The sequence below is a fragment of the Williamsia deligens genome (assembly GCF_024171765.1).
Taxonomy (GTDB): Bacteria; Actinomycetota; Actinomycetes; order Mycobacteriales; family Mycobacteriaceae; genus Williamsia_A; species Williamsia_A deligens.
Genome location: NZ_JAMTCI010000001.1, coordinates 96,015 through 114,699, shown reverse-complemented (window position 1 = coordinate 114,699; position 18,685 = coordinate 96,015). Strand labels below are relative to the sequence as shown.

At 69.4% G+C, this 18,685-nt stretch carries 19 protein-coding genes; 11 read left to right on the top strand and 8 right to left on the bottom strand.

Features of this window, described 5'->3' with window-relative positions; all coding sequences use genetic code 11:
• Positions 1-31: 31 nt before the first annotated feature.
• From greA to LX14_RS00540, 4 genes are all read right to left on the bottom strand, one after another.
• Entirely contained in the window at positions 32-526 is a 495-nt protein-coding gene (gene greA, locus LX14_RS00555; protein WP_253645352.1) for a transcription elongation factor GreA, read from the bottom strand.
• 153 nt (positions 527-679) lie between these two features.
• Complete coding sequence (locus tag LX14_RS00550) at positions 680-1,468, bottom strand: queuosine precursor transporter (protein ID WP_253645351.1); 789 nt, start codon at positions 1,466-1,468, stop codon at positions 680-682.
• A gap of 26 nt (positions 1,469-1,494) precedes the next feature.
• Entirely contained in the window at positions 1,495-2,148 is a 654-nt protein-coding gene (locus tag LX14_RS00545; protein WP_253645350.1) for an LppP/LprE family lipoprotein, read from the bottom strand.
• 139 nt (positions 2,149-2,287) lie between these two features.
• A complete protein-coding gene (locus LX14_RS00540; RefSeq protein WP_253645349.1) occupies positions 2,288-2,740 on the bottom strand; it encodes a DUF4307 domain-containing protein in 453 nt (150 codons plus the stop codon).
• Between the two features lie 113 nt (positions 2,741-2,853).
• Here LX14_RS00540 and mca point away from each other — a divergent pair, with 113 nt between their 5' ends.
• From mca to LX14_RS00525, 3 genes are all read left to right on the top strand, one after another.
• On the top strand, positions 2,854-3,753 hold the full coding sequence (gene mca / locus LX14_RS00535; protein WP_253645348.1) for a mycothiol conjugate amidase Mca: 900 nt from the start codon (positions 2,854-2,856) through the stop codon (positions 3,751-3,753).
• Entirely contained in the window at positions 3,750-4,070 is a 321-nt protein-coding gene (locus LX14_RS00530; protein ID WP_372505219.1) for a hypothetical protein, read from the top strand. Before mca ends, LX14_RS00530 begins: the two co-directional genes overlap by 4 nt.
• Positions 4,071-4,308: 238 nt before the next feature.
• Positions 4,309-5,388, top strand: coding sequence for a 3-deoxy-7-phosphoheptulonate synthase (locus tag LX14_RS00525; RefSeq protein WP_253645347.1), 1,080 nt, complete (start codon positions 4,309-4,311; stop codon positions 5,386-5,388).
• On the opposite strand, the gene LX14_RS00520 is transcribed toward LX14_RS00525, so the two are convergent.
• Positions 5,385-6,155: an SDR family NAD(P)-dependent oxidoreductase gene (locus tag LX14_RS00520; RefSeq protein WP_253645346.1), complete on the bottom strand. Its 771-nt coding sequence runs from the start codon at positions 6,153-6,155 to the stop codon at positions 5,385-5,387. The two genes, LX14_RS00525 and LX14_RS00520, sit on opposite strands and share 4 nt — an antisense overlap.
• Positions 6,156-6,256: 101 nt before the next feature.
• On the opposite strand from LX14_RS00520, the gene LX14_RS00515 reads away from it, so the two are divergent.
• Entirely contained in the window at positions 6,257-7,114 is an 858-nt protein-coding gene (locus tag LX14_RS00515) for a helix-turn-helix transcriptional regulator (protein WP_308214054.1), read from the top strand.
• Here the strand turns inward: LX14_RS00515 and trhA are convergent.
• A complete protein-coding gene (trhA, locus tag LX14_RS00510; protein WP_372505217.1) occupies positions 7,111-7,836 on the bottom strand; it encodes a PAQR family membrane homeostasis protein TrhA in 726 nt (241 codons plus the stop codon). The genes LX14_RS00515 and trhA overlap by 4 nt on opposite strands.
• 116 nt (positions 7,837-7,952) lie before the next feature.
• On the opposite strand from trhA, the gene LX14_RS00505 reads away from it, so the two are divergent.
• A complete protein-coding gene (locus tag LX14_RS00505; RefSeq protein WP_253645345.1) occupies positions 7,953-8,735 on the top strand; it encodes an isoprenyl transferase in 783 nt (260 codons plus the stop codon).
• Between the two features lie 24 nt (positions 8,736-8,759).
• Here the strand turns inward: LX14_RS00505 and coaA are convergent, their stop codons facing one another.
• Complete coding sequence (coaA, locus tag LX14_RS00500; protein WP_253645344.1) at positions 8,760-9,692, bottom strand: type I pantothenate kinase; 933 nt, start codon at positions 9,690-9,692, stop codon at positions 8,760-8,762.
• Positions 9,693-9,800: 108 nt separating this feature from the next.
• Here coaA and LX14_RS00495 point away from each other — a divergent pair, with 108 nt between their 5' ends.
• The 3 genes from LX14_RS00495 (at position 9,801) to LX14_RS00485 (ending at position 13,283) form a co-directional block, all read left to right on the top strand.
• Positions 9,801-11,003, top strand: a complete 1,203-nt coding sequence (locus LX14_RS00495; RefSeq protein WP_253645343.1) for a DUF885 domain-containing protein — start codon at positions 9,801-9,803, stop codon at positions 11,001-11,003.
• Between the two features lie 23 nt (positions 11,004-11,026).
• Complete coding sequence (glyA, locus tag LX14_RS00490) at positions 11,027-12,337, top strand: serine hydroxymethyltransferase (protein ID WP_253645342.1); 1,311 nt, start codon at positions 11,027-11,029, stop codon at positions 12,335-12,337.
• 79 nt (positions 12,338-12,416) lie between these two features.
• Complete coding sequence (locus LX14_RS00485; protein WP_253645341.1) at positions 12,417-13,283, top strand: acyl-ACP desaturase; 867 nt, start codon at positions 12,417-12,419, stop codon at positions 13,281-13,283.
• 29 nt (positions 13,284-13,312) lie between these two features.
• Here LX14_RS00485 and LX14_RS00480 read toward each other — a convergent pair whose 3' ends face one another.
• Positions 13,313-14,938, bottom strand: a complete 1,626-nt coding sequence (locus tag LX14_RS00480) for an alkaline phosphatase D family protein (protein ID WP_253645340.1) — start codon at positions 14,936-14,938, stop codon at positions 13,313-13,315.
• A gap of 327 nt (positions 14,939-15,265) precedes the next feature.
• Here LX14_RS00480 and phoH2 point away from each other — a divergent pair, with 327 nt between their 5' ends.
• The 3 genes from phoH2 (at position 15,266) to LX14_RS00465 (ending at position 18,538) form a co-directional block, all read left to right on the top strand.
• Positions 15,266-16,564, top strand: coding sequence for an RNA 5'-3' helicase PhoH2 (phoH2, locus tag LX14_RS00475; protein WP_253645339.1), 1,299 nt, complete (start codon positions 15,266-15,268; stop codon positions 16,562-16,564).
• A gap of 197 nt (positions 16,565-16,761) precedes the next feature.
• Positions 16,762-17,424, top strand: coding sequence for a L,D-transpeptidase family protein (locus LX14_RS00470; protein WP_308214053.1), 663 nt, complete (start codon positions 16,762-16,764; stop codon positions 17,422-17,424).
• 73 nt (positions 17,425-17,497) lie between these two features.
• Positions 17,498-18,538 carry a hypothetical protein gene (locus LX14_RS00465; RefSeq protein WP_253645338.1) on the top strand — a complete coding sequence of 347 codons (1,041 nt, stop codon included), beginning with the start codon at positions 17,498-17,500 and terminating at the stop codon, positions 18,536-18,538.
• The last annotated feature ends 147 nt before the right edge of the window (positions 18,539-18,685 follow it).

Here is an 18,685-nt window from a genome sequence, read left to right as displayed (position 1 = left end):
GGGGACGGGGGCTGTCGGGACGTGCGGTGGATCAGGAGTGGTAGGGCTCCGCGCTGACCAGCGTCACCTTCACGACCGCACCCGAGGGCACGGTGTACTCGCGGGTCTCGCCGACCTTCGCGTCGATGAGAGCGGACCCCAGAGGGGAACTCGGTGAATAGGTCTCGAGCTTGCCGTCGCCGGAGCTGTCCTCACGGGTCGCGATGAGGAAGGTCTCGGTGTCGGACTCGTCGCCGTCGAAGTAGACCTTGACGACCGAGCCGAGCAGCGCGACACCCGACTGCGTCGGGGCCTCGCCCACCTTGGCGGTGTTGAGCAGTTCCTGCAGCTGGCGGATGCGGGCCTCCTGCTGGCCCTGCTCCTCACGCGCGGCGTGGTATCCGCCGTTCTCCTTGAGGTCGCCCTCTTCGCGGCGCTCGTTGATCTCGGCCGCGATGACGGGACGGTTCGCGATGAGTGAGTCCAGCTCGATCTTCAGCCGATCGTGGGACTCCTGGGTCAACCACGTCACCTGTGTGTCGGTCATCGCCTTGCTCCTCGCCAACTCGTTCGTGGCCCGCGTCGGGCCGCAGTGCTGCTGCGTAGCACCTGCTGAATGCAGCAACACGGCCCCTCTCGGAGCCGTGCTTCGGTCGATACTACCCCATGTGTACGGATCGACCACCGCGTTTTCCGCTGGTCACTGCTCTGGCAGGCGCGCCGCGAGGGCCTCCTGGTAGCTCGGTTCGGCCTTCTTCAGCCTGGCCACGACGGCGTAGGTGATGGGCATGACGGCCACCTCGACGAGGGTCTTCCAGACGAACCCGACGACGGTGTAGTTCACGAAGTCCTGCCACGTCGAGATGCCCAGTGCGGTCGAGGCTATCGAGCAGAAGACCAGCGTGTCGAAGAACTCCCCGACGATGGTGGAACTGATGAGCCGGGCCCACAGTCGGCGTTCGCCGCTGCGTGCCTTCATCTTCACCATCACGTAGGAGTTGAGGAACTCCCCGACGAGGTAGCCCGACAGGCCCGCCAGGAGGAACTGGGGGACCACGCCGGCGACGGTGCGGAACGCCTCCTGGCCGTCGTAGAAATCGGCGGCCGGCAACTCGATGGTGATCCAGAAGCACAGCGAGGCCAGCAGGAGCACGCCGAAGCCGGAGAAGATCACCCGACGCATGGCGCGGAATCCGTAGACCTCGCTGATCACGTCACCGAGGACGTAGGCGAGAGGGAAGAGGTAGAAGGCGCCGTCGGTGACGAGGCCGTGCACGGACAGTGGTCCGAGATCGAACGACAGCGACGGGAAGAGCGTCACGCCCTTGGTGCCGGTGATGTTGCTGATGAGCATCACCCCGACGAACACCGCGACGAGGGTGGGGAAGTACGGACTGGAGAGGCTGGCGAAGGCCGGACCCACCGGGCGCGTGGCCCGCTGATCGGTGTCAGTGTGTGGGACCGGCCGCCCAGACTTGGCGGTGGTCATGGGAGGCGATCATGCCACCAGGTGCCTCAGCTGGGTCGTTGGCACTGATCGAGGAACTCCTGGGGGAGCACACCCTCCATCACCACCCGCGACCCGTTCCAGCGGAAGGTGACATCGGTCCCGCCGCCCGGGTTGGCGGTGCTGGTGTTCTTACCGTGGAAATAGCCGTAGTGGACGTCGACGTGGTCGGGGCCCGATCCGGTGACCGAGGCGAGGCCCGCGTTGCACCGGATGCCCGTGCCGAGCCACCGTCCGTCGGGGCCGAAGAGGAGCAGTTGATCGGACGAGGACGCGGTCCCGTGCGCCGTCGTGAGCTCCGCCCAGGAGAGTTGGTTGCAGGAGGTCATGTCCGAGCGGATGGGCGCCCATGTCCAGTCGAACTGCGACGACGGCGGCGCGATGCGGGCACTCGCCGCCGAGATCTTCGCCGCGGCATCGGCGTACGGGCCACACGGGGTGTCGGCGGCGGTCGTGACGGGTGCAGCGGTGTCGGTGTCCTGTGCTGTCGCGTCGTCCGCGGTTGCCGGTGCGGCGGCGGTCTCCGACGGTGTCGTGGTGACGGTGCGGGTGACCGTCGGTGTGGACGGGGTGGCGCGCGGGGTGTCGCCGCCGCAGCCGGTCAGCAGGACTGCCGCGGCGGCGAGTCCGATCGTGGCTATGTGTCGGGTCGAGATCTGCATGGTGCTCCGATCCTGTCGGTCATGTGACCGGGATCTCGCTCGGAGCGGGGAGTTCGTTAGCGCAGGGAAGCGGCTGAGACCGAGCTGTTATCGAAGGTCATGCGATCGGCCGACACCCGGGCCTCGATCCGTCGTCGGGTCAGTTGCCCTGGGTCAGATAGGGCGGCACCGACGTCGAACAGCCGAACACCTCGCCGATGGCGGGGGCGCCGGAGGTGCGGACGCGGGACTGCACGGACGTCTGCTGCGAGCTGCCCGGGGGAATGAGGACCTCGCGACGGCCTGTCTCCGCGCCGTCGCGGGACCGTGCGCGGACCACGCAGGCGACGGCCTGCGCCGGGTCGTTGCGGGTGACGGTGAACGACACGTCGATCGTCGAGCTGTCGATGATGTCGTACCCGGTGCCCTCGCCGGCCACCGGAGGGTCGGCGAAGCGGCTGTACCCGACCCAGGCGATCGCGATCCCGGCGACCACCACGAGGATCGACAGTCCGATGAACCACTGACGACGACGATGCGGTGATGCGCCCGTCGGGTAGCGCCCGGCGGGTACGCCGGCTCCCGGGGAGGACGGATCGGGGCCGACGGTCATACACCACAACTATCACGCAGCCGGTCGCGTCGACCCTCGTGCGCCCTGCCACCGACGCTGCTCGGCGGCGGTGGGAAGATGGACCACGTCGACGATGTCAGCGTGTGAAGGGGATGTGTGCTGTGAGTGGCCTTCGGTTGATGGCGGTCCACGCCCACCCCGACGACGAGGCGAGCAAGGGTGCCGCCACGATGGCCAAGTACGCCGCCGAGGGCCACGAGGTGATGGTGGTGACCCTCACCGGTGGCGAGCGCGGCGACATCCTCAACCCGGCGATGGATCTGCCGGGCATCAAGGAACGCATGGTCGAGGTCCGTCGTGAGGAGATGGCGAAGGCCGCCGTCGCGCTCGGCGTGCAGCACCGGTGGCTGGGGTACATCGATTCCGGTCTGCCCGAGGGTGATCCGCTGCCCCCGCTGCCCGAGGGCTGTTTCGCCCTGGTCCCGTTGGAGGAGTCCACCGGGAAACTGGTGGAGGTGGTCCGGGAGTTCCGGCCGCACGTGATGATCACCTACGACGAGCGCGGCGGGTATCCCCATCCCGATCACATCCGCTGCCACGAGGTGTCGATGGCCGCGTTCGAGGCGGCCGGTGATCCCGACCGGTATCCCGAGGCCGGTGACCCGTGGACGGTGTCGAAGATCTACTACACACACGGGTTCATCCGCGACCGCATGGTGCTGTTCTCGGAGGAGTTCGAGAAGCACGGCCAGGAGAGCCCGTTCGCGGAGTGGTTGTCGAAGTGGGATCCGAGCCGCGGTGACCTCATGGGCCGGGTGACGACGCAGGTCACCAGCGGCGAGTACTTCGCGCAACGCGATGAGGCGCTGCGGGCGCACGCCACCCAGATCGACCCCAACGGCATGTTCTTCGCCGTGCCGATGGACTGGCAGCAGCGGTTGTGGCCGACCGACGAGTTCGAACTGGCCCGGACCCGGGTGAAGACCGCCATCCCCGAGACCGACCTGTTCGCCGGGATCGTCGACGACCAGCCGGGCGGGGACGCCTCGTGAGCATCGGACTGTCGATGACCTCGGCAACCGTGGTCGACGTGCTCGCCCGTGACGCCGACGGGCCGGAATTCGGCAAGGCCTCACCGCTCGGCCTGCTCATCGTGCTGGTGCTGCTCGTGGCCACGGTCTTCCTCATCCGCTCGATGAGCAAGCACCTGCGCAAGCTGCCGACCGAGTTCTCGCGCGACGACCCGGCCCCGGACCAGGCCGCCGACGAGGGCACGGACTCACCGGCCCTCCGTGCGGACGGCGGCTCTGATCCCGCGGACGATGTCCGGCCGGACACGGCAGAGGACCGTCGCCCCGGTCCGGACTGACGTCGTCGGAACCGGGCCCACGGGCTGGTGTTAACCTGGCCGGGTGATCGAGACCGGCCGCGCCTATCGCTGGCGTTTTATCGAGGCTCCGGGAGGAGCCGACGATGGAACGTCTGTCCTGACGTAGCCACACCACCTCTCCCGGAGCCCCGAAGCAGTGACCACCAGGGTCGCTGCTTTTCCTGTTTGGGCGCCCGGTAGCAGTCGCGACGTGTGCCCTCCACCGAAAGGCACACTCATGACCGTCATCACCGACCGATCCCCGGTCTCCGACACCCGCGTGAACCGCATCCGTCCGCTGCCCGGCCCCCGGGAACTGCTCGACGAGATCCCGTTGTCGGGCGTCGCCGCTGCACGCGTGGCGGGTCACCGTCGTGAGGTCGCCGATGTGCTCGCCGGGCGCGACGACCGTCTGCTGGTCGTCGTCGGTCCCTGCTCCGTCCACGATCCCGCTGCCGCGCTCGACTACGCCGACCGCCTTGCCGCAGAGGCGCAAGGACTCGCGGACGACCTCCTCGTCGTGATGCGGGTGTACTTCGAGAAGCCCCGCACCACGGTGGGGTGGAAGGGTCTCATCAACGACCCCGACATGGACGGCTCCCACGACATCGAGCGCGGACTGCGCACGGCGCGAACGCTTCTGGTGGACATCGTCGGCCGCGGGCTGCCCGTCGGCTGCGAGTTCCTGGAACCGACGAGCCCGCAGTACATCGCCGACGCGGTCGCCTGGGGTGCGATCGGTGCCCGGACGACGGAGTCGCAGGTGCACGGACAGCTCGCGTCCGGCCTGTCGATGCCGATCGGCTTCAAGAACGGCACCGACGGTGACCTGCAGGCGGCGATCGACGGGGTCCGTGCCGCAGCCGGGGCGCACACCTTCTTCGGTGTGGACGGCGACGGCCGCGCCGCGGTGGTGGAGACGGTCGGCAACGACGAATGCCACGTCATCCTGCGCGGGGGACGCGCGGGCACCAACGCGGACGCGGGGTCGGTGACCGCGGCGAGTGCGGCCTGCGCGACCGCCGGCATCACACCACGGGTGATGGTCGACTGCTCACACGCCAACTCCGGCAAGGACCATCGTCGGCAGCCGGTCGTCGCCACGGACGTGGCCGCCCAGGTCGCCGGTGGCAGCACGGCGATCGCCGGTGTCATGCTCGAGAGCTTCCTCGTCGAGGGTGCGCAGTCCCCGTCGGCGCGACCGCTCGTCTACGGGCAGTCGGTGACCGACGCCTGCATGGATCTCGACACGACCGTCGATGTCCTGCACGACCTCGCCGCCGCGCGCCGGGCGGGCCGCGCACGCCGCCGACCCTAGAGCCGGACGCCCCCCGACGCCTCGATGCGTTGGCCGGTGATCCACGAGCCCGACGCCGTGGTCAGCCCGGCGATCGCGGCACCGATGTCCTCGGGGGTGGCCAGTCGGCCCAGCGCCGCGGACTCGACCATCGCGTCCTGCAGGGCGGGATCCGAGCGCAGGTGGCCGCCACCGAAGTCGGTCGGCACCGGGCCGACGGCGATGACGTTCGCGGTGATGCCGCGCGCGCCGTATTCGAGTGCCTGATAGCGGGTGAGCACCTCGACGGCACCCTTGGCGGCCGCGTAGGGGCCGGACCGCGCGAAGGCCATGCGGGTGAGCGCACTCGACACGTTGATCACCCGCCCGCCGTCCCGCAGGAGCGGTTCCAGTGCCTGCGTGAGGAAGAAGGGGCCCCTGACGTGGACGGCGAAGACGTCGTCGAACTCGTCGGGGGTGGTGTCGCGCAGAGCGCTGTACAGCGCGGTCCCCGCGTTGTTCACGAGGATGTCGAAGTGGCCGTCGGGGAGGTGTGCGCTCAGCTGCTCGCGGAAATCGGCGAACGTCGACGGTGCCGTGACGTCGAGGTGCATCGCGGTCCCGCGCCCACCCCGCGCCTCGATCTCCTCCACGACGGCCGTCGCCTCCTGCTCGCCGCTGCGGAACGTGATGACCACGTCGACGCCGGCGTCGGCGAGGGCCAGGGCCGTCGCCCGGCCCAGGCCGCGGCTCCCGCCGGTGACGACGGCTGTGGTGGTGGTGTTCTCGGTCTGACGTGATGTGGTCATGTCCCCACCGTGCGAGTGGGGGCGCGGGTGCACCAGGGGTCGGGCTGTCGGGGGATCGCCAGACCCTCCCTCCGGGAGGCGTGCGCCGTCATGCTGGTGACGTGGACAAGGACTCGTTGGCGGACTTCCTGCGGCACCGGCGCGCCGCGATGACCCCGGAGGACGTCGGTCTCGAACGCACGGCGCGGCGTCGGACGCCGGGTCTGCGCCGGGAGGAGGTCGCGCGGTTGGCGAGCATGTCGGTCGACTACTACACGCGGCTCGAACAGGGACGTGGTCCGCAGCCGTCGATGCAGATGTTGGCCGCGATCACGCGCGCACTGCGTCTGAGCCGCCGCGAACGCGACCACCTGCACCGCCTGGCCGGTCACGTCCCGCCGCCCGACGACGGCTCCGGTGACCACGTCTCGTCCGCCCTGCGACGGGTTCTCGACCATCTCGACACCCCGGCGATGGTGACCAACGACCTCGGGTACATCCTGGCGCAGAACCACGCTGCGATGGCGCTGATCGGTGACGAATCACGTTTCGCCACAGACGATCCGCGACGCTCTCGCTTCCACCGGTGGTTCCTCGACCCGCAGGCGCGGACGATCCATCCGGAGGAGGACTGCGACGAGTACTCGCGCGCCTACGTCGCGATCCTCCGTGCGGCCACCGGGCGACGCCCGAGGGATCCGCATCTGACGGCTCTGGTGCACACACTGCGCACGGGGTCGCCGGAGTTCGCCCGGCTCTGGGAGTGCCACGACGTCTCGTGGCGCCCGCGTTCGCACCGCAAGACCTTCCGGCACCCGGAGGTCGGCGCCCTGAAACTGGACTGCGAGGAGCTCGCCGCCGACGGTGGCGCTCAGATCCTGCTGCTCTACACAGCCGTCCCCGGGAGCGCGTCGGCCGACAGCCTCCGCCTGCTGGAGAGCGCCCCGCGACCCACCACCGTCGACCGCGAGCTCGACTAGGCGGCGACGACGACCATCCACACCGCCACGTAGTGCACCAGGGCGGCGACGACCGTTGCGGCGTGGAAGAACTCGTGGTGTCCGAACGTGGTCGGCCAGGGGTTGGGCCACCGCGTGGCGTACAGCACCGCACCGCCGCTGTAGAACACCCCGCCGACCGCGAGCAGCACCAGGACGGTGACCCCGGCCGAGTGGATGAGCGTCGGGGCCACCACCACGATCGTCCACCCGAGCAGGAGGTACAGGGGGACGCCCACCCAGCGGGGTGCGCCGGGCCACGCCATCTTCAGGGCCACACCGGCGAGTGCACCGCCCCAGACCACGCCCAGCACGATCCATCGGGTCGGAGCCGGCAGGGCGAGCACGCAGAACGGGGTGTAGCTGCCCGCGATGAACACGAAGATCATCGAGTGGTCGGCGCGTTTCATCCACCGGCGCGCGGATTCCGTCGACCACTGGACGCGGTGATAGGTGGCGCTCACACCGAACACGCCGCAGACGGTGACCGCGTAGACCGCGCACGAGACGGCCGCGACCGGCCCCGCGAGTGCGGCGGCGACGGTGACGAGCGCGATCCCCGTCGCGATGGCGACGAAGCCCGAGTAGAGGTGGATCCACCCCCGCATCCGCGGTTTCAGCTCGGTGACGATGTCGGGCAGTGCGTCGGACAGACGTGATCCGGATTCCGGCGTGCGGTCGGTCGCACCCGATGTGAGCGACATCTTCGGAGCCTCCCGGTGAGAAGGGATCGACGAATCGTACGGCGTCGAACCTACGCTACCGTAGGTTGGGCGCGGGGCGGCGATTTCCTCAAACTGCGCGAGTAGTCTCTGCTGGCGTGAAGCTGATCCCCACCGGCGTACGCGGACCCCTGTACCGGGTCTACGAGGGACGCCTGGTCCAGCTCATGGACCCCGAGCGGCTGCCGCGCCACATCGCCATCATCTGCGACGGCAACCGGCGGTGGGCCCGCGAGGCGGGCTTCGAGGACGTCAGCCACGGGCACCGCGTCGGTGCACAGAAGATCGCCGAGATGGTGCAGTGGTGTTCGGAGCTGGCCATCGAGACCGTGACGGTCTACCTGCTCTCCACCGAGAACCTCAGCCGCGCCTCCGACGAACTCGACGCGCTCATGGAGATCGTCCCCGACATCGTCGACGAGATCGCCGCGCCCGGGCAGCGCTGGCGCGTGAAGATCGTCGGCACGTTGGACCAGCTGCCCGAACAGGTGGCGCAGCGACTGAAGACCGCCGAGGAGCGTACCGCCGACCGCCCCGGGATGCGGGTCAACGTCGCCGTCGGTTACGGCGGGCGACAGGAGATCGTCGACGCGGTGCGCTCGCTCCTGGCCGACAAGGTCACCGACGGGGTGGACGCGCACGACCTGGTCGACGCCGTGACGGTCGACGCGATCGACGCCCACCTCTACACCCGGGGACAGCCCGACCCCGACCTCGTCATCCGCACCTCCGGCGAACAGCGTCTGTCGGGATTCCTGTTGTGGCAGAGCGCGTATTCGGAGATCTGGTTCACCGACGCCTACTGGCCCGAGTTCCGTCGCGTCGACTTCCTGCGCGCACTGCGGGACTACGCCGCGCGCAGCCGTCGCTTCGGTCGCTGAGGGTCGGATCCGACCGCTGCGGGGTCAGATCTTGCGCAGGCGCACCCGGTTGATCGAGTGGTCGGCGTCCTTGCGCAGCACCAGGGTGGCGCGCGGTCGCGTGGGCAGGATGTTCTGCACCAGGTTCGGCAGGTTGATCCCGTGCCAGATGTCGCGCGCGGCCTCGGTGGCGGCGGTGTCGTCGAGTGAGGCGTAGGCGTGGAAGTGCGAGTTCGGGTCCGCGAAGGCGGTCGACCGCATCGCCAGGAACCGGGTGACGTACCAGTGCTCGATGTCCTCGATGCGGGCGTCGACGTAGACGGAGAAGTCGAAGAGGTCGGAGACCATCAGCCGCGGACCGGTCTGCAGGACGTTGAGTCCCTCGAGGATGAGGATGTCGGGCTGACGGACGTGGTGTCGGTCGCCCTTGACGATGTCGTAGGACAGATGCGAGTAGACCGGCGCGCTCACGTCGTGTGCCCCGGACTTGACCTCGGTGACGAACCGCAGCAGCGCGCGACGGTCGTAGGACTCGGGAAATCCCTTGCGGTGCATGATGCCCCGGCGACGAAGCTCCTTCGTGGGGTACAGGAACCCGTCCGTGGTGACCAGGTCCACCCGGGGATGGGCGTCCCATCGCGAGAGCAGTGCCTGCAGCACGCGCGCCGTCGTCGACTTGCCGACCGCGACGCTGCCGGCCACGCCGATGACGAAGGGCACCTGACGTTCCGGGTTGCTCTCGCCGAGGAACGTCGACGTCGCGGCGAACAACCGCTGGCGCGCGGCGACCTGCAGGTGGATCAGTCGGGACAGGGGCAGGTAGACGTCGGCGACCTCCGACAGGTCGATCTGTTCTCCCAGACCGCGGTAGGTGCCGAGCTCCTGCTCATCCATCGCGAGGGGGACGGACTGCCGCAGCGTCCGCCACTGCCGACGGTCGAGTTCGATGTACGGACTCGGCTCGGTCATCCGTGACATGACAGCCCGATCACGAGGCCGAAGCCGGTCGGGGTGTCACGCGACATGCCGACAAGTGTCACCGATGCCGACGCGCCCCGGAACCCGGGGGTGGCTACCGTCGCTGTCATGCCCCGCGACGCCCTCGTCACCGAGTACCTCCGTGTCGGCCTCGCCTTCGACCGGCTCGAGGACGGATTCGTCGACGCCTACACCGGTGACCCGCGCCTGCGTGCCGAGTCCGTCGACGGCCCCCGCCCCGACCCCGCCCACCTGCGTGACCGGATCCGCGGACTCCGCACCGACATCGCCGGGTCGTCGCTGCCCGCCGACCGTCGCGGGTTCCTCGACGCCCACCTGACGGCGATGGAGTGTTCCGCGGGTCACTTCGCGGGGGAGGAGATCGGTTTCGTCGACGAGGTGCGGGCCTACTTCGACGTCGACATCGCCCTCGAGGACCCCGAGGTCTACCGCGCCGCGCACGCCGAACTCGACGCGCTGCTGCCCGCCGGCCCGTCCCTGGCGGAGCGCTACCAGGCCCATCGGACCTCCGACGAGATCCCGGCCGATCGCCTCGACGAGTGCGTCGCCGCGTTCACCTCTGCCCTGCGCGACCGGGTCCGCGCGACCCACCCGCTGCCCGACGTGGAGACGGTCGAGATCGAGGTCGTCTCCGACAAGCCGTGGTCGGGGTTCAACTACTACCTCGGCGACTACCGGTCGCGGGTGGCCATCAACGGCGATCTCACCCAGTACATGGCCTCGCTGCCGCATCTCATCGCGCACGAGGCCTACCCGGGCCATCACACCGAGCACTGTCGCAAGGAGCAGATCCTCGTCGGCGGAGGTCAGGAGGAACAGACGTTGTTCCTGGTCAACACCCCGCAGTGCCTGATGGCCGAGGGCCTGGCCGACCACGCTCTGCATGCCGCGGTCGGTGACGGGTGGGGACGGTGGGCGCAGGAGATCTACGCCGATCTCGGGCTGCGCTTCGACGGAGACCGCGCCGAACGGATCGGGCGCGCCACCGGGGGACTGCTCGGTGTCCGCCAGGACGCGGCGCTGCTCCTGCACGACCGCGGACAGGATGCCGACACCGTCGGGGAGTACCTCCAGCGCTGGCTCCTCGCCACGCCGGCCCGTGCCCGGCAGATGCTGCGGTTCCTCTCCTCGCCGCTGTGGCGCGCCTACATCAGCACCTACGTCGAGGGGTACCGGCTGCTCGGCGACTGGCTCGACGCGGACCCGCACGCCGACAGGCTGCGGCGGTTCGGACGTCTCCTGGACGAGCCGCTGACACCGGCGCAGCTCAGGGCCGAACTCGCGGCCTGAGCGTCTCGCCATAGACTGTGGCCATGAGCGCTGACGACCTGACCACCGCCTCGCTGGCCGAGATCGACCCCGACGTCGCCGCCGCGATGAACGGCGAACTGAGCCGCCAGCGCGACACCCTCGAGATGATCGCGTCGGAGAACTTCGTGCCGCGCGCGGTGCTGCAGGCCCAGGGCAGCGTCCTGACGAACAAGTACGCCGAGGGGTACCCGGGTCGTCGGTACTACGGCGGCTGCGAGTACGTCGACGTCGTGGAGGACATCGCCCGCGACCGCGCCAAGGAGCTGTTCGGCGCGGAGTTCGCGAACGTCCAGCCGCATTCGGGTGCCTCGGCCAACGCCGCGGTGCTGATGACCCTCATGGAGCCCGGCGAGAAGCTGCTCGGCCTCGACCTCGCCCACGGCGGACACCTGACCCACGGCATGCGGCTGAACTTCTCGGGCAAGCTCTACGCCACCGCGGCGTACGGCGTGAGCGAGTCCGACCACCGCATCGACATGGACGAGGTGCGCCGGATCGCTGTCGCCGAGAAGCCGAAGGTGATCGTCGCCGGCTGGTCGGCCTACCCCCGCACCCTCGACTTCGAGGCGTTCCGGTCCATCGCCGACGAGGTCGGTGCACACCTCTGGGTCGACATGGCGCACTTCGCCGGTCTGGTCGCGGCGGGCGTGCACCCGTCGCCGGTGCCCTACGCCGATGTGGTGTCGACCACTGTCCACAAGACCCTGGGTGGTCCGCGCTCGGGTCTGATCCTGGCCAAGAAGGAGTGGGCCAAGAAGCTCAACTCCGCGGTGTTCCCCGGTCAGCAGGGCGGACCGCTCATGCACGCGATCGCGGCGAAGGCCGTCACCTTCAAGATCGCGATGAGCGACGAGTTCGTCGATCGTCAGCAGCGCACCCTCGAGGGCGCACGGATCCTCGCCGATCGCCTCACCGGCTCCGACGTCGCCTCGGCGGGCGTGTCGGTGCTCACCGGCGGCACGGACGTCCACCTCGTCCTGGTCGACCTGCGGCACAGCGAACTCGACGGTCAGCAGGCCGAGGACCTCCTGCACCAGGTCGGCATCACGGTGAACCGCAACGCCGTGCCGTTCGACCCGCGGCCGCCGATGGTCACCTCCGGCCTCCGTATCGGGACGCCGGCCCTGGCGACCCGTGGCTTCGGCGCCGAACAGTTCACCGAGGTCGCCGACATCGTCGCCACCGCACTGGCCGGTGGCGCCGGGTCCGACGTCTCCGCCCTGCGTGGTCGCGTCTCGCAGCTCGCACTGGACTTCCCGCTCTACGACGGGCTCGAGGAGTGGGGGATGCTCAGCACCCCCGTCCGTGCCTGACATGCCCGGGTGCGTGACATCTCCCAGTTCGTGACGGGGGATTGGGGACGCGGCGCGCGAGTGCCTATCCTGGTTCCTCGTGACGGACAACGCTGACGACGATCTGATCCTGGTGCTCGAGAAGGCGCTGCCGGAGCTGACCGAGGAGCACGAGCGCAACGCCATCACCTGGAACCCGCATGACCTCGTCCCCTGGGACGACGGTCGCAACTACGCGTTCCTCGGCGGCGCCGACTGGGAGGAGTCGGACTCGACGATGCCCGAGGAGACCCGGGTGGCCGTCCTCGCGCTGCTCCTCACCAAGGACAACCTGCCGTCGTTCCACCGCATCCTCGGCGTCAACTTCCCCCCGTTCTCCGAGTGGCGCGCCCTCGTCGGTCGCTGGACCGCCGAGGACAACCGGCACTCGATCGCACTGCGCGACCACCTGCTGGTCACGCGCGCTGTCGATCCCGAGTGGTTCGAGGCGCTGCGCCTGTCGCATGTGACCCACGGCTACGAGCAGAACGAGAAGTCGCGCTCGATGTCGCCGGCGGCCTGCCTCGCCGTGATGGCCGTGCACGAGAACCTGTCGGCCTGGTTCGCGAAGCACCTCGCCGAGGACGTCGCGTCGGAGAGCCTCGCCGGCATCCTCCGCAACGTCGCCACCGACGACGCCGTGCAGGCGAGCACCTTCGCCAACTTCCTCAACGCCGCGCTGACGGCACAGCCCGACGCGACCGTCATCGCCGTCGAGGAGGCGTTCTCCCTGAACCGCCCCATCGGCAGCGACATCGTCGATCTCGCCGACAAGGCCGGGCTCATCCCCGAGTCCTACATCGGGGCAGACGCCTTCCGTGCTGCCGCGGTCGCTCTCGTGGACACGTTGGGCCTGCGGACGCTCGACGGTCTCGGGGACGACGCCGAGGCCGCCCGCCAGAAGGTGCTCGCGCGCGCCGAAGCCTGACCGGTCCCGTCAGGCCCCGCCCGGTCCTGTCAGGCCCTGACGTCGACCCGGGGCTGTCCGTCCGGGATGGTGACCACCGCCCGACGGTGCAACCGTTCCTGCGGTGAGGCGATGGAGTCCGACACCCGGAACTCCGCCTCCCAGGCCTGTCGGGACACGCGGTTGAGCACGTAGCCCCGCTGGGCGTTGCCGAACCGCACGTGCGGTGACGCGGCCTTCAACTGCTGGTCGCTGGTGTCGCTGTCGGCCCCGTCCTTGCCCGACGCGATCGACGTCCCCGCGAGTTCCACACCGACGGTGGGGGAGTCGCGGGTGTACGTCGACCGCAGGTCGGACACGACGTTGCGGTGGATGTCACCGACGATGGACACGAGGTTGCGCGTGCGCCGGTCGCGCGCGCCGTCGAGGATGCGGGCGCGCGACGCCTCGTACCCGCTCCAACCGTCCATGCTCACCGCGCGGACGCCGTTCTTCTCCCGCGCCAGGTCGGCGATGGTGGTCTGGTGCGCCAGGACGTTCCACCGTTGACGGCTCGAGGCGAAACCGTCGAGGATCCACCGCTCCTGTCGGGCACCGGTGATGGTGCGTCGTGGGTCCGCGGTCAGGGCGTTCTGCGGGGAGTCGTTGTCGCCGTTGACCTGATCGCTGCGGTACTGGCGGGTGTCGAGGACGCTGAACCGCACCAGGTCGCCGTAGTCAAATCGCCGGAACGCCTGCACGTCCGCACCGCGGGGACGCTGTACGGCGCGGACCGGTGTGTTCTCCCACCACGCCTTGAGGGCCTGTGCGCGTCGGGCGAGGAACTCGGGGATGGGTGCGTCGTCCTCGGAGATCGGTCCCGCCCAGTTGTTCTCGACCTCGTGGTCGTCGAAGACCGTGATGAACGGGCTCGTCCGGTGTGCGCGTTGGAGTTGCGGGTCCAGCTTGTACAGGGCGTAGCGCTCGCGGTAGTCGTCGAGCGTCGTCATCTCCGACAGCGCCGACGCCGGAACGGCTGTCGTGTTGCGTCGACCGCCGGTCGCCCCGACGCTCTTCTCGTAGACGTAGTCGCCGAGGTGGAACACCACATCCGGTGCGGCGGAGGCCATGTCGTCGAAGGCGGGGAAGTAGCCGTCCGCCCAGGACTGGCACGACGCCCACGCGAACGTCAGCGCGGCCAGCGGGGCGCCGGCGAGGGGGGCGGTACGCGTGCGCCCGACGTCGGAGAGGTGACCGTTCGCACGGAACCGGTAGAAGTACTCGGTGTTCGGGCGCAGACCGCGGACGTCGGCGTGCACGGTGAAACCGTCGGCTGCCGTGGCGATCTCGACGCCGGTGCGGATGATGCGGGTCATGGCCTCGTCGGTGGCGACCTGCCACGCGACGGGGACCGGGGTGACGCCCATCCCGGCGCCGCGGGCCAGCGGTGTCGGCGCGAGTCGTGTCCACAGCACGACGCCGTCGGGGAGGGGATCCCCGGAGGCCACACCGAGCGTGAACGGGTGGTCACCGGGCCGCGCCGGGGAGGCGGCGGACAGTGAGTCCGCGAACAGGCCGGGGGTGAACGCCACCGCGGCGCTCACGCCGGTCCAGGTGAGGAACCGGCGCCGGGTGAGGCCGGAGCGCACGGTCTTGTCGGCGCCGACGGACACGACGGGGGTCTCGACACGGGTCATGGGGACCACCCGACCAGTCACGGGCGACGACGAGGCGCAGGTGCCGCGACCTGCGGATGACCACTCGGTGACGAGGTCGTCGCCACGTCGCCGCGGCGTCGCCGCCGGTTACCTGTTGTTCACGGACACGCGGTGCGCGGGTGGCGTCGGCGGCGAGTCGGCGGGCGTACGTTGACGCGTGACGGGCCGTGGGGAAGCGGTTCGTCCGGGAGGTTCTATTCGTGAGCTGGTCACCCAGCGCGAGACGGACCGGCCCCGGTCCCATGGACCGGCCGGTCGGTGTCGACATCAGTCAACGCGGGCGCCGCGTCGACCTGAGGAGCCCTCGTGACCACTCGCACCTACGTCCTTGACACCTCCGTGTTGCTGTCCGACCCCTGGGCGGTCAGCCGGTTCGCGGAACACAGCGTGATCCTCCCGCTGGTGGTGATCGGCGAGCTCGAGGGCAAACGTCACCACCACGAACTGGGATGGTTCGCCCGCGAGTCGTTGCGGATGCTCGACGACCTCCGCCTCGCCCACGGTCGGCTCGACCTGCCCGTCCCGATCGGCACCGACGGCGGCACCCTGCAGGTGGAGCTCAACCACACCGACCCGCGTGTCCTGCCGGCCGGCTTCCGCACCGACACCAACGACGCGCGAATCCTGGCCTGCGCCCTGAACCTTCGCGCCGAGGGCAAGGACGTGACGTTGGTGTCCAAGGACATCCCGTTGCGTGTCAAGGCCGGTGCGGTCGGGCTCGCCGCCGACGAGTACCGGGCGCAGGACGTCGTCGTGTCCGGATGGTCGGGCATGACCGAGCTCGACGTCGCCAGCTCGACCATCGACGCGCTGTTCGCCGAGGGTGTCACCGACATCGACGACGCCCGGGAACTGCCGTGCCACACCGGCGTCCGCCTTCTCGGTGGGTCGTCGAGCGCGCTGGGGCGCGTGACCCCGGAGAAGCGTGTGCAGCTGGTCCGCGGTGAGCGCGAGGCGTTCGGCCTGCGCGGGCGTTCGGCCGAACAGCGCGTGGCGCTCGACCTGCTGCTGGACGAATCCATCGGCATCGTCTCGCTGGGCGGCAAGGCGGGCACAGGCAAGTCGGCGCTGGCCCTGTGTGCCGGCCTCGAGGCCGTTCTCGAACGCCGGACCCATCGCAAGGTGGTCGTGTTCCGTCCCCTGTACGCCGTCGGCGGTCAGCAACTCGGCTACCTGCCGGGCAGCGAGGCCGACAAGATGGGCCCCTGGGCGCAGGCGGTCTTCGACACCCTCGAGGGGTTGGCATCCCCCGAGGTGATCGAGGAGGTCCTGTCACGGGGGATGCTCGAGGTGCTTCCGCTCACCCACATCCGCGGTCGGTCGCTGCACGACTCGTTCGTCATCGTCGACGAGGCGCAGTCCCTCGAGCGCAACGTCCTGCTCACGGTGTTGTCGCGACTGGGTGCCGGTTCGCGGGTGGTGCTGACCCACGACGTCGCGCAGCGGGACAATCTGCGGGTGGGTCGCCACGACGGCGTCGCAGCCGTGATCGAGAAACTGAAGGGCCACCCGCTGTTCGCCCACATCACGCTGACCCGCAGCGAGCGCTCGCCCATCGCGGCGCTGGTTACGGAGATGTTGGAGGAGTTCGCGCCCGGCGCGTGACGCCCCACGGGGTGGGGTCGTGATGTCCGTCACCACCGGCGGTCGCGTCGTGTCGGCGCGACACGCCGGTGGTGACGAATCGGCCGCCTCCTTGTGACCGGACGTTTATCGTCTACGCCCCTCCTCGGACGCATACTTCTCTGGTGTCAGAGAGACGTATGTGGTTTATGAGGCGACTGAGGTCTGCAGTCGCAGTGGTGTCGGTACCGACCGTGGCGGTCGTCGTGGGACTGGCGGTGGCCGCAGGGCCCGCGTCCGCGGCACCCGGTGAGACGGTCGCCGGGCCGGCGGACTTCCCGTCGACGACCCAGATGGTCACCGTGACGGTGAACTCGCGGTCGGACACCACCGGGACGCTCACCGCCTTCGACAAGGTGGACGGTGCATGGAAGCCCGTCATCGGACCGGTCAAGGCGTTCGTCGGATCGCAGGGGATCGGGGCGCCGCGCGACGACGTGTCGCGGACCCCGGAGGGCACCTTCGCCTTCGACCAGGCCTTCGGCCGCCAGGCCAACCCGGGCACCAAGCTGCCCTACTTCCAGGCCGACAAGCAGGACTGGTGGGACGAGAACCCGAACTCGCCGACGTACAACACCCACGTCCGCCAGGTGGCGAGCCCCGGTGGCGACAGCGAGAACCTGTACGACAGCGGCCCTGTCTACGACTACGCCGTCAACATCGCCCACAACCCGCAGCGGCGGCCCGGGTACGCATCCGGGATCTTCCTGCACGTCACCGACGGCTCGCCCACGCAGGGATGTGTCGCCGTGGACAAGGCGACGATGGTGTCGATCCTGCAGTGGCTCGACCCGTCCCGCGATCCCGTGATCCGCATCGGTCTCGCCTCCCAGCAGGCGTGACGGCGCACGTCGGAACCTGTGAATCAGCGTTCTCGATGCGAGACCTCGATATCGATGATGTAACAATGTCCGCGTGAACAGAACCTCCCTGCGTGCTCTCGTCGTCGGCGCCGTCGCGACCATGGCACTCGCTCTCGGAGTCGGCTCGCCGGCGTCGGCCGCCCCGGTCGCGCCGGCGGCCGGCTACGGTTTCGCCACCGGTGCAGAGTTCCTGCAGTACTCCCAGGGCGACCTGAACCGCACGCTGGACACGGTGCGACAGACCAGCGCGAGCTGGATCCGCCTCGGGATCGACCGCAGCCAGATCGAGACGAGCCCCGGTGTCTACAACTGGAGCACGTCGGACCGGGTCATCAACGCCGCTCGCGCCCGCGGTCTGCGGGTGTTGGGTCTCATCGCCTACACCCCGCTGCTGCAGGGTGGCGGACTGCTGAAGACCGCACCGCCCGCCAACCCGAACGACTTCGCGGTGTTCGCCCAGCGCGCGGTGCAGCGCTACGGCTCCCAGGTGAACAACTGGGAGATCTGGAACGAGCCGAACCTGCCCATCTTCTTCGGCAACATCCCGAACAAGTCGGCGGCGTACGCGCGCCTGATCAGGGCCACCTATCCGGCCATCAAGGCCGTGCAGCCGAACTCGACGGTCATCGCCGCCGGTCTCAGCCCGATGCAGGGGTCGGACTCGCCGGTCGCCTTCGTCAACGACCTGTACCGCTTCGGCGCGAAGAACTCCTTCGACGCTCTCGCGCTGCATCCCTACGTGTTCCCCGGCGGCATCGGCTCGAACCCGAACGGCGCCTACACCGACATCGCCGCGGTCCGTGGACTGATGGTGCGCAACGGCGACGCCGGCAAGAAGATCTGGTTCACCGAGTTGGGTGCGCCGTCCAACGGTGCGCGTTTCGGCGGCAACACCCCCGACGGTCAGCGCGACATCATCGCGTCCGAGCTCGCGGCGTTGGCGCAGTTGCCGTTCGCCGGCCCGGCGTTCGTCTACACGATCCGTGACACCGCCAACGATCCCGGCTCGCTGAACAACCGCGAATCACGTTTCGGTGCGCTGCTCACGTCGGACTACAAGCTGAAGCCGACGTACTTCCTGCTCAAGCGCTGACGCCTCGGGGCATCACCCCCGCGACCAGAACTGCCTCCCGCGACCGTGTCGACGGTCGCGGGAGGCGGTTTCAGTAGAGGGAGGCGTCTCGCTGCGTTCCCGCGACAGAGAACGACTCCCGCGACTGTGATCACAGTCGCGGGAGTC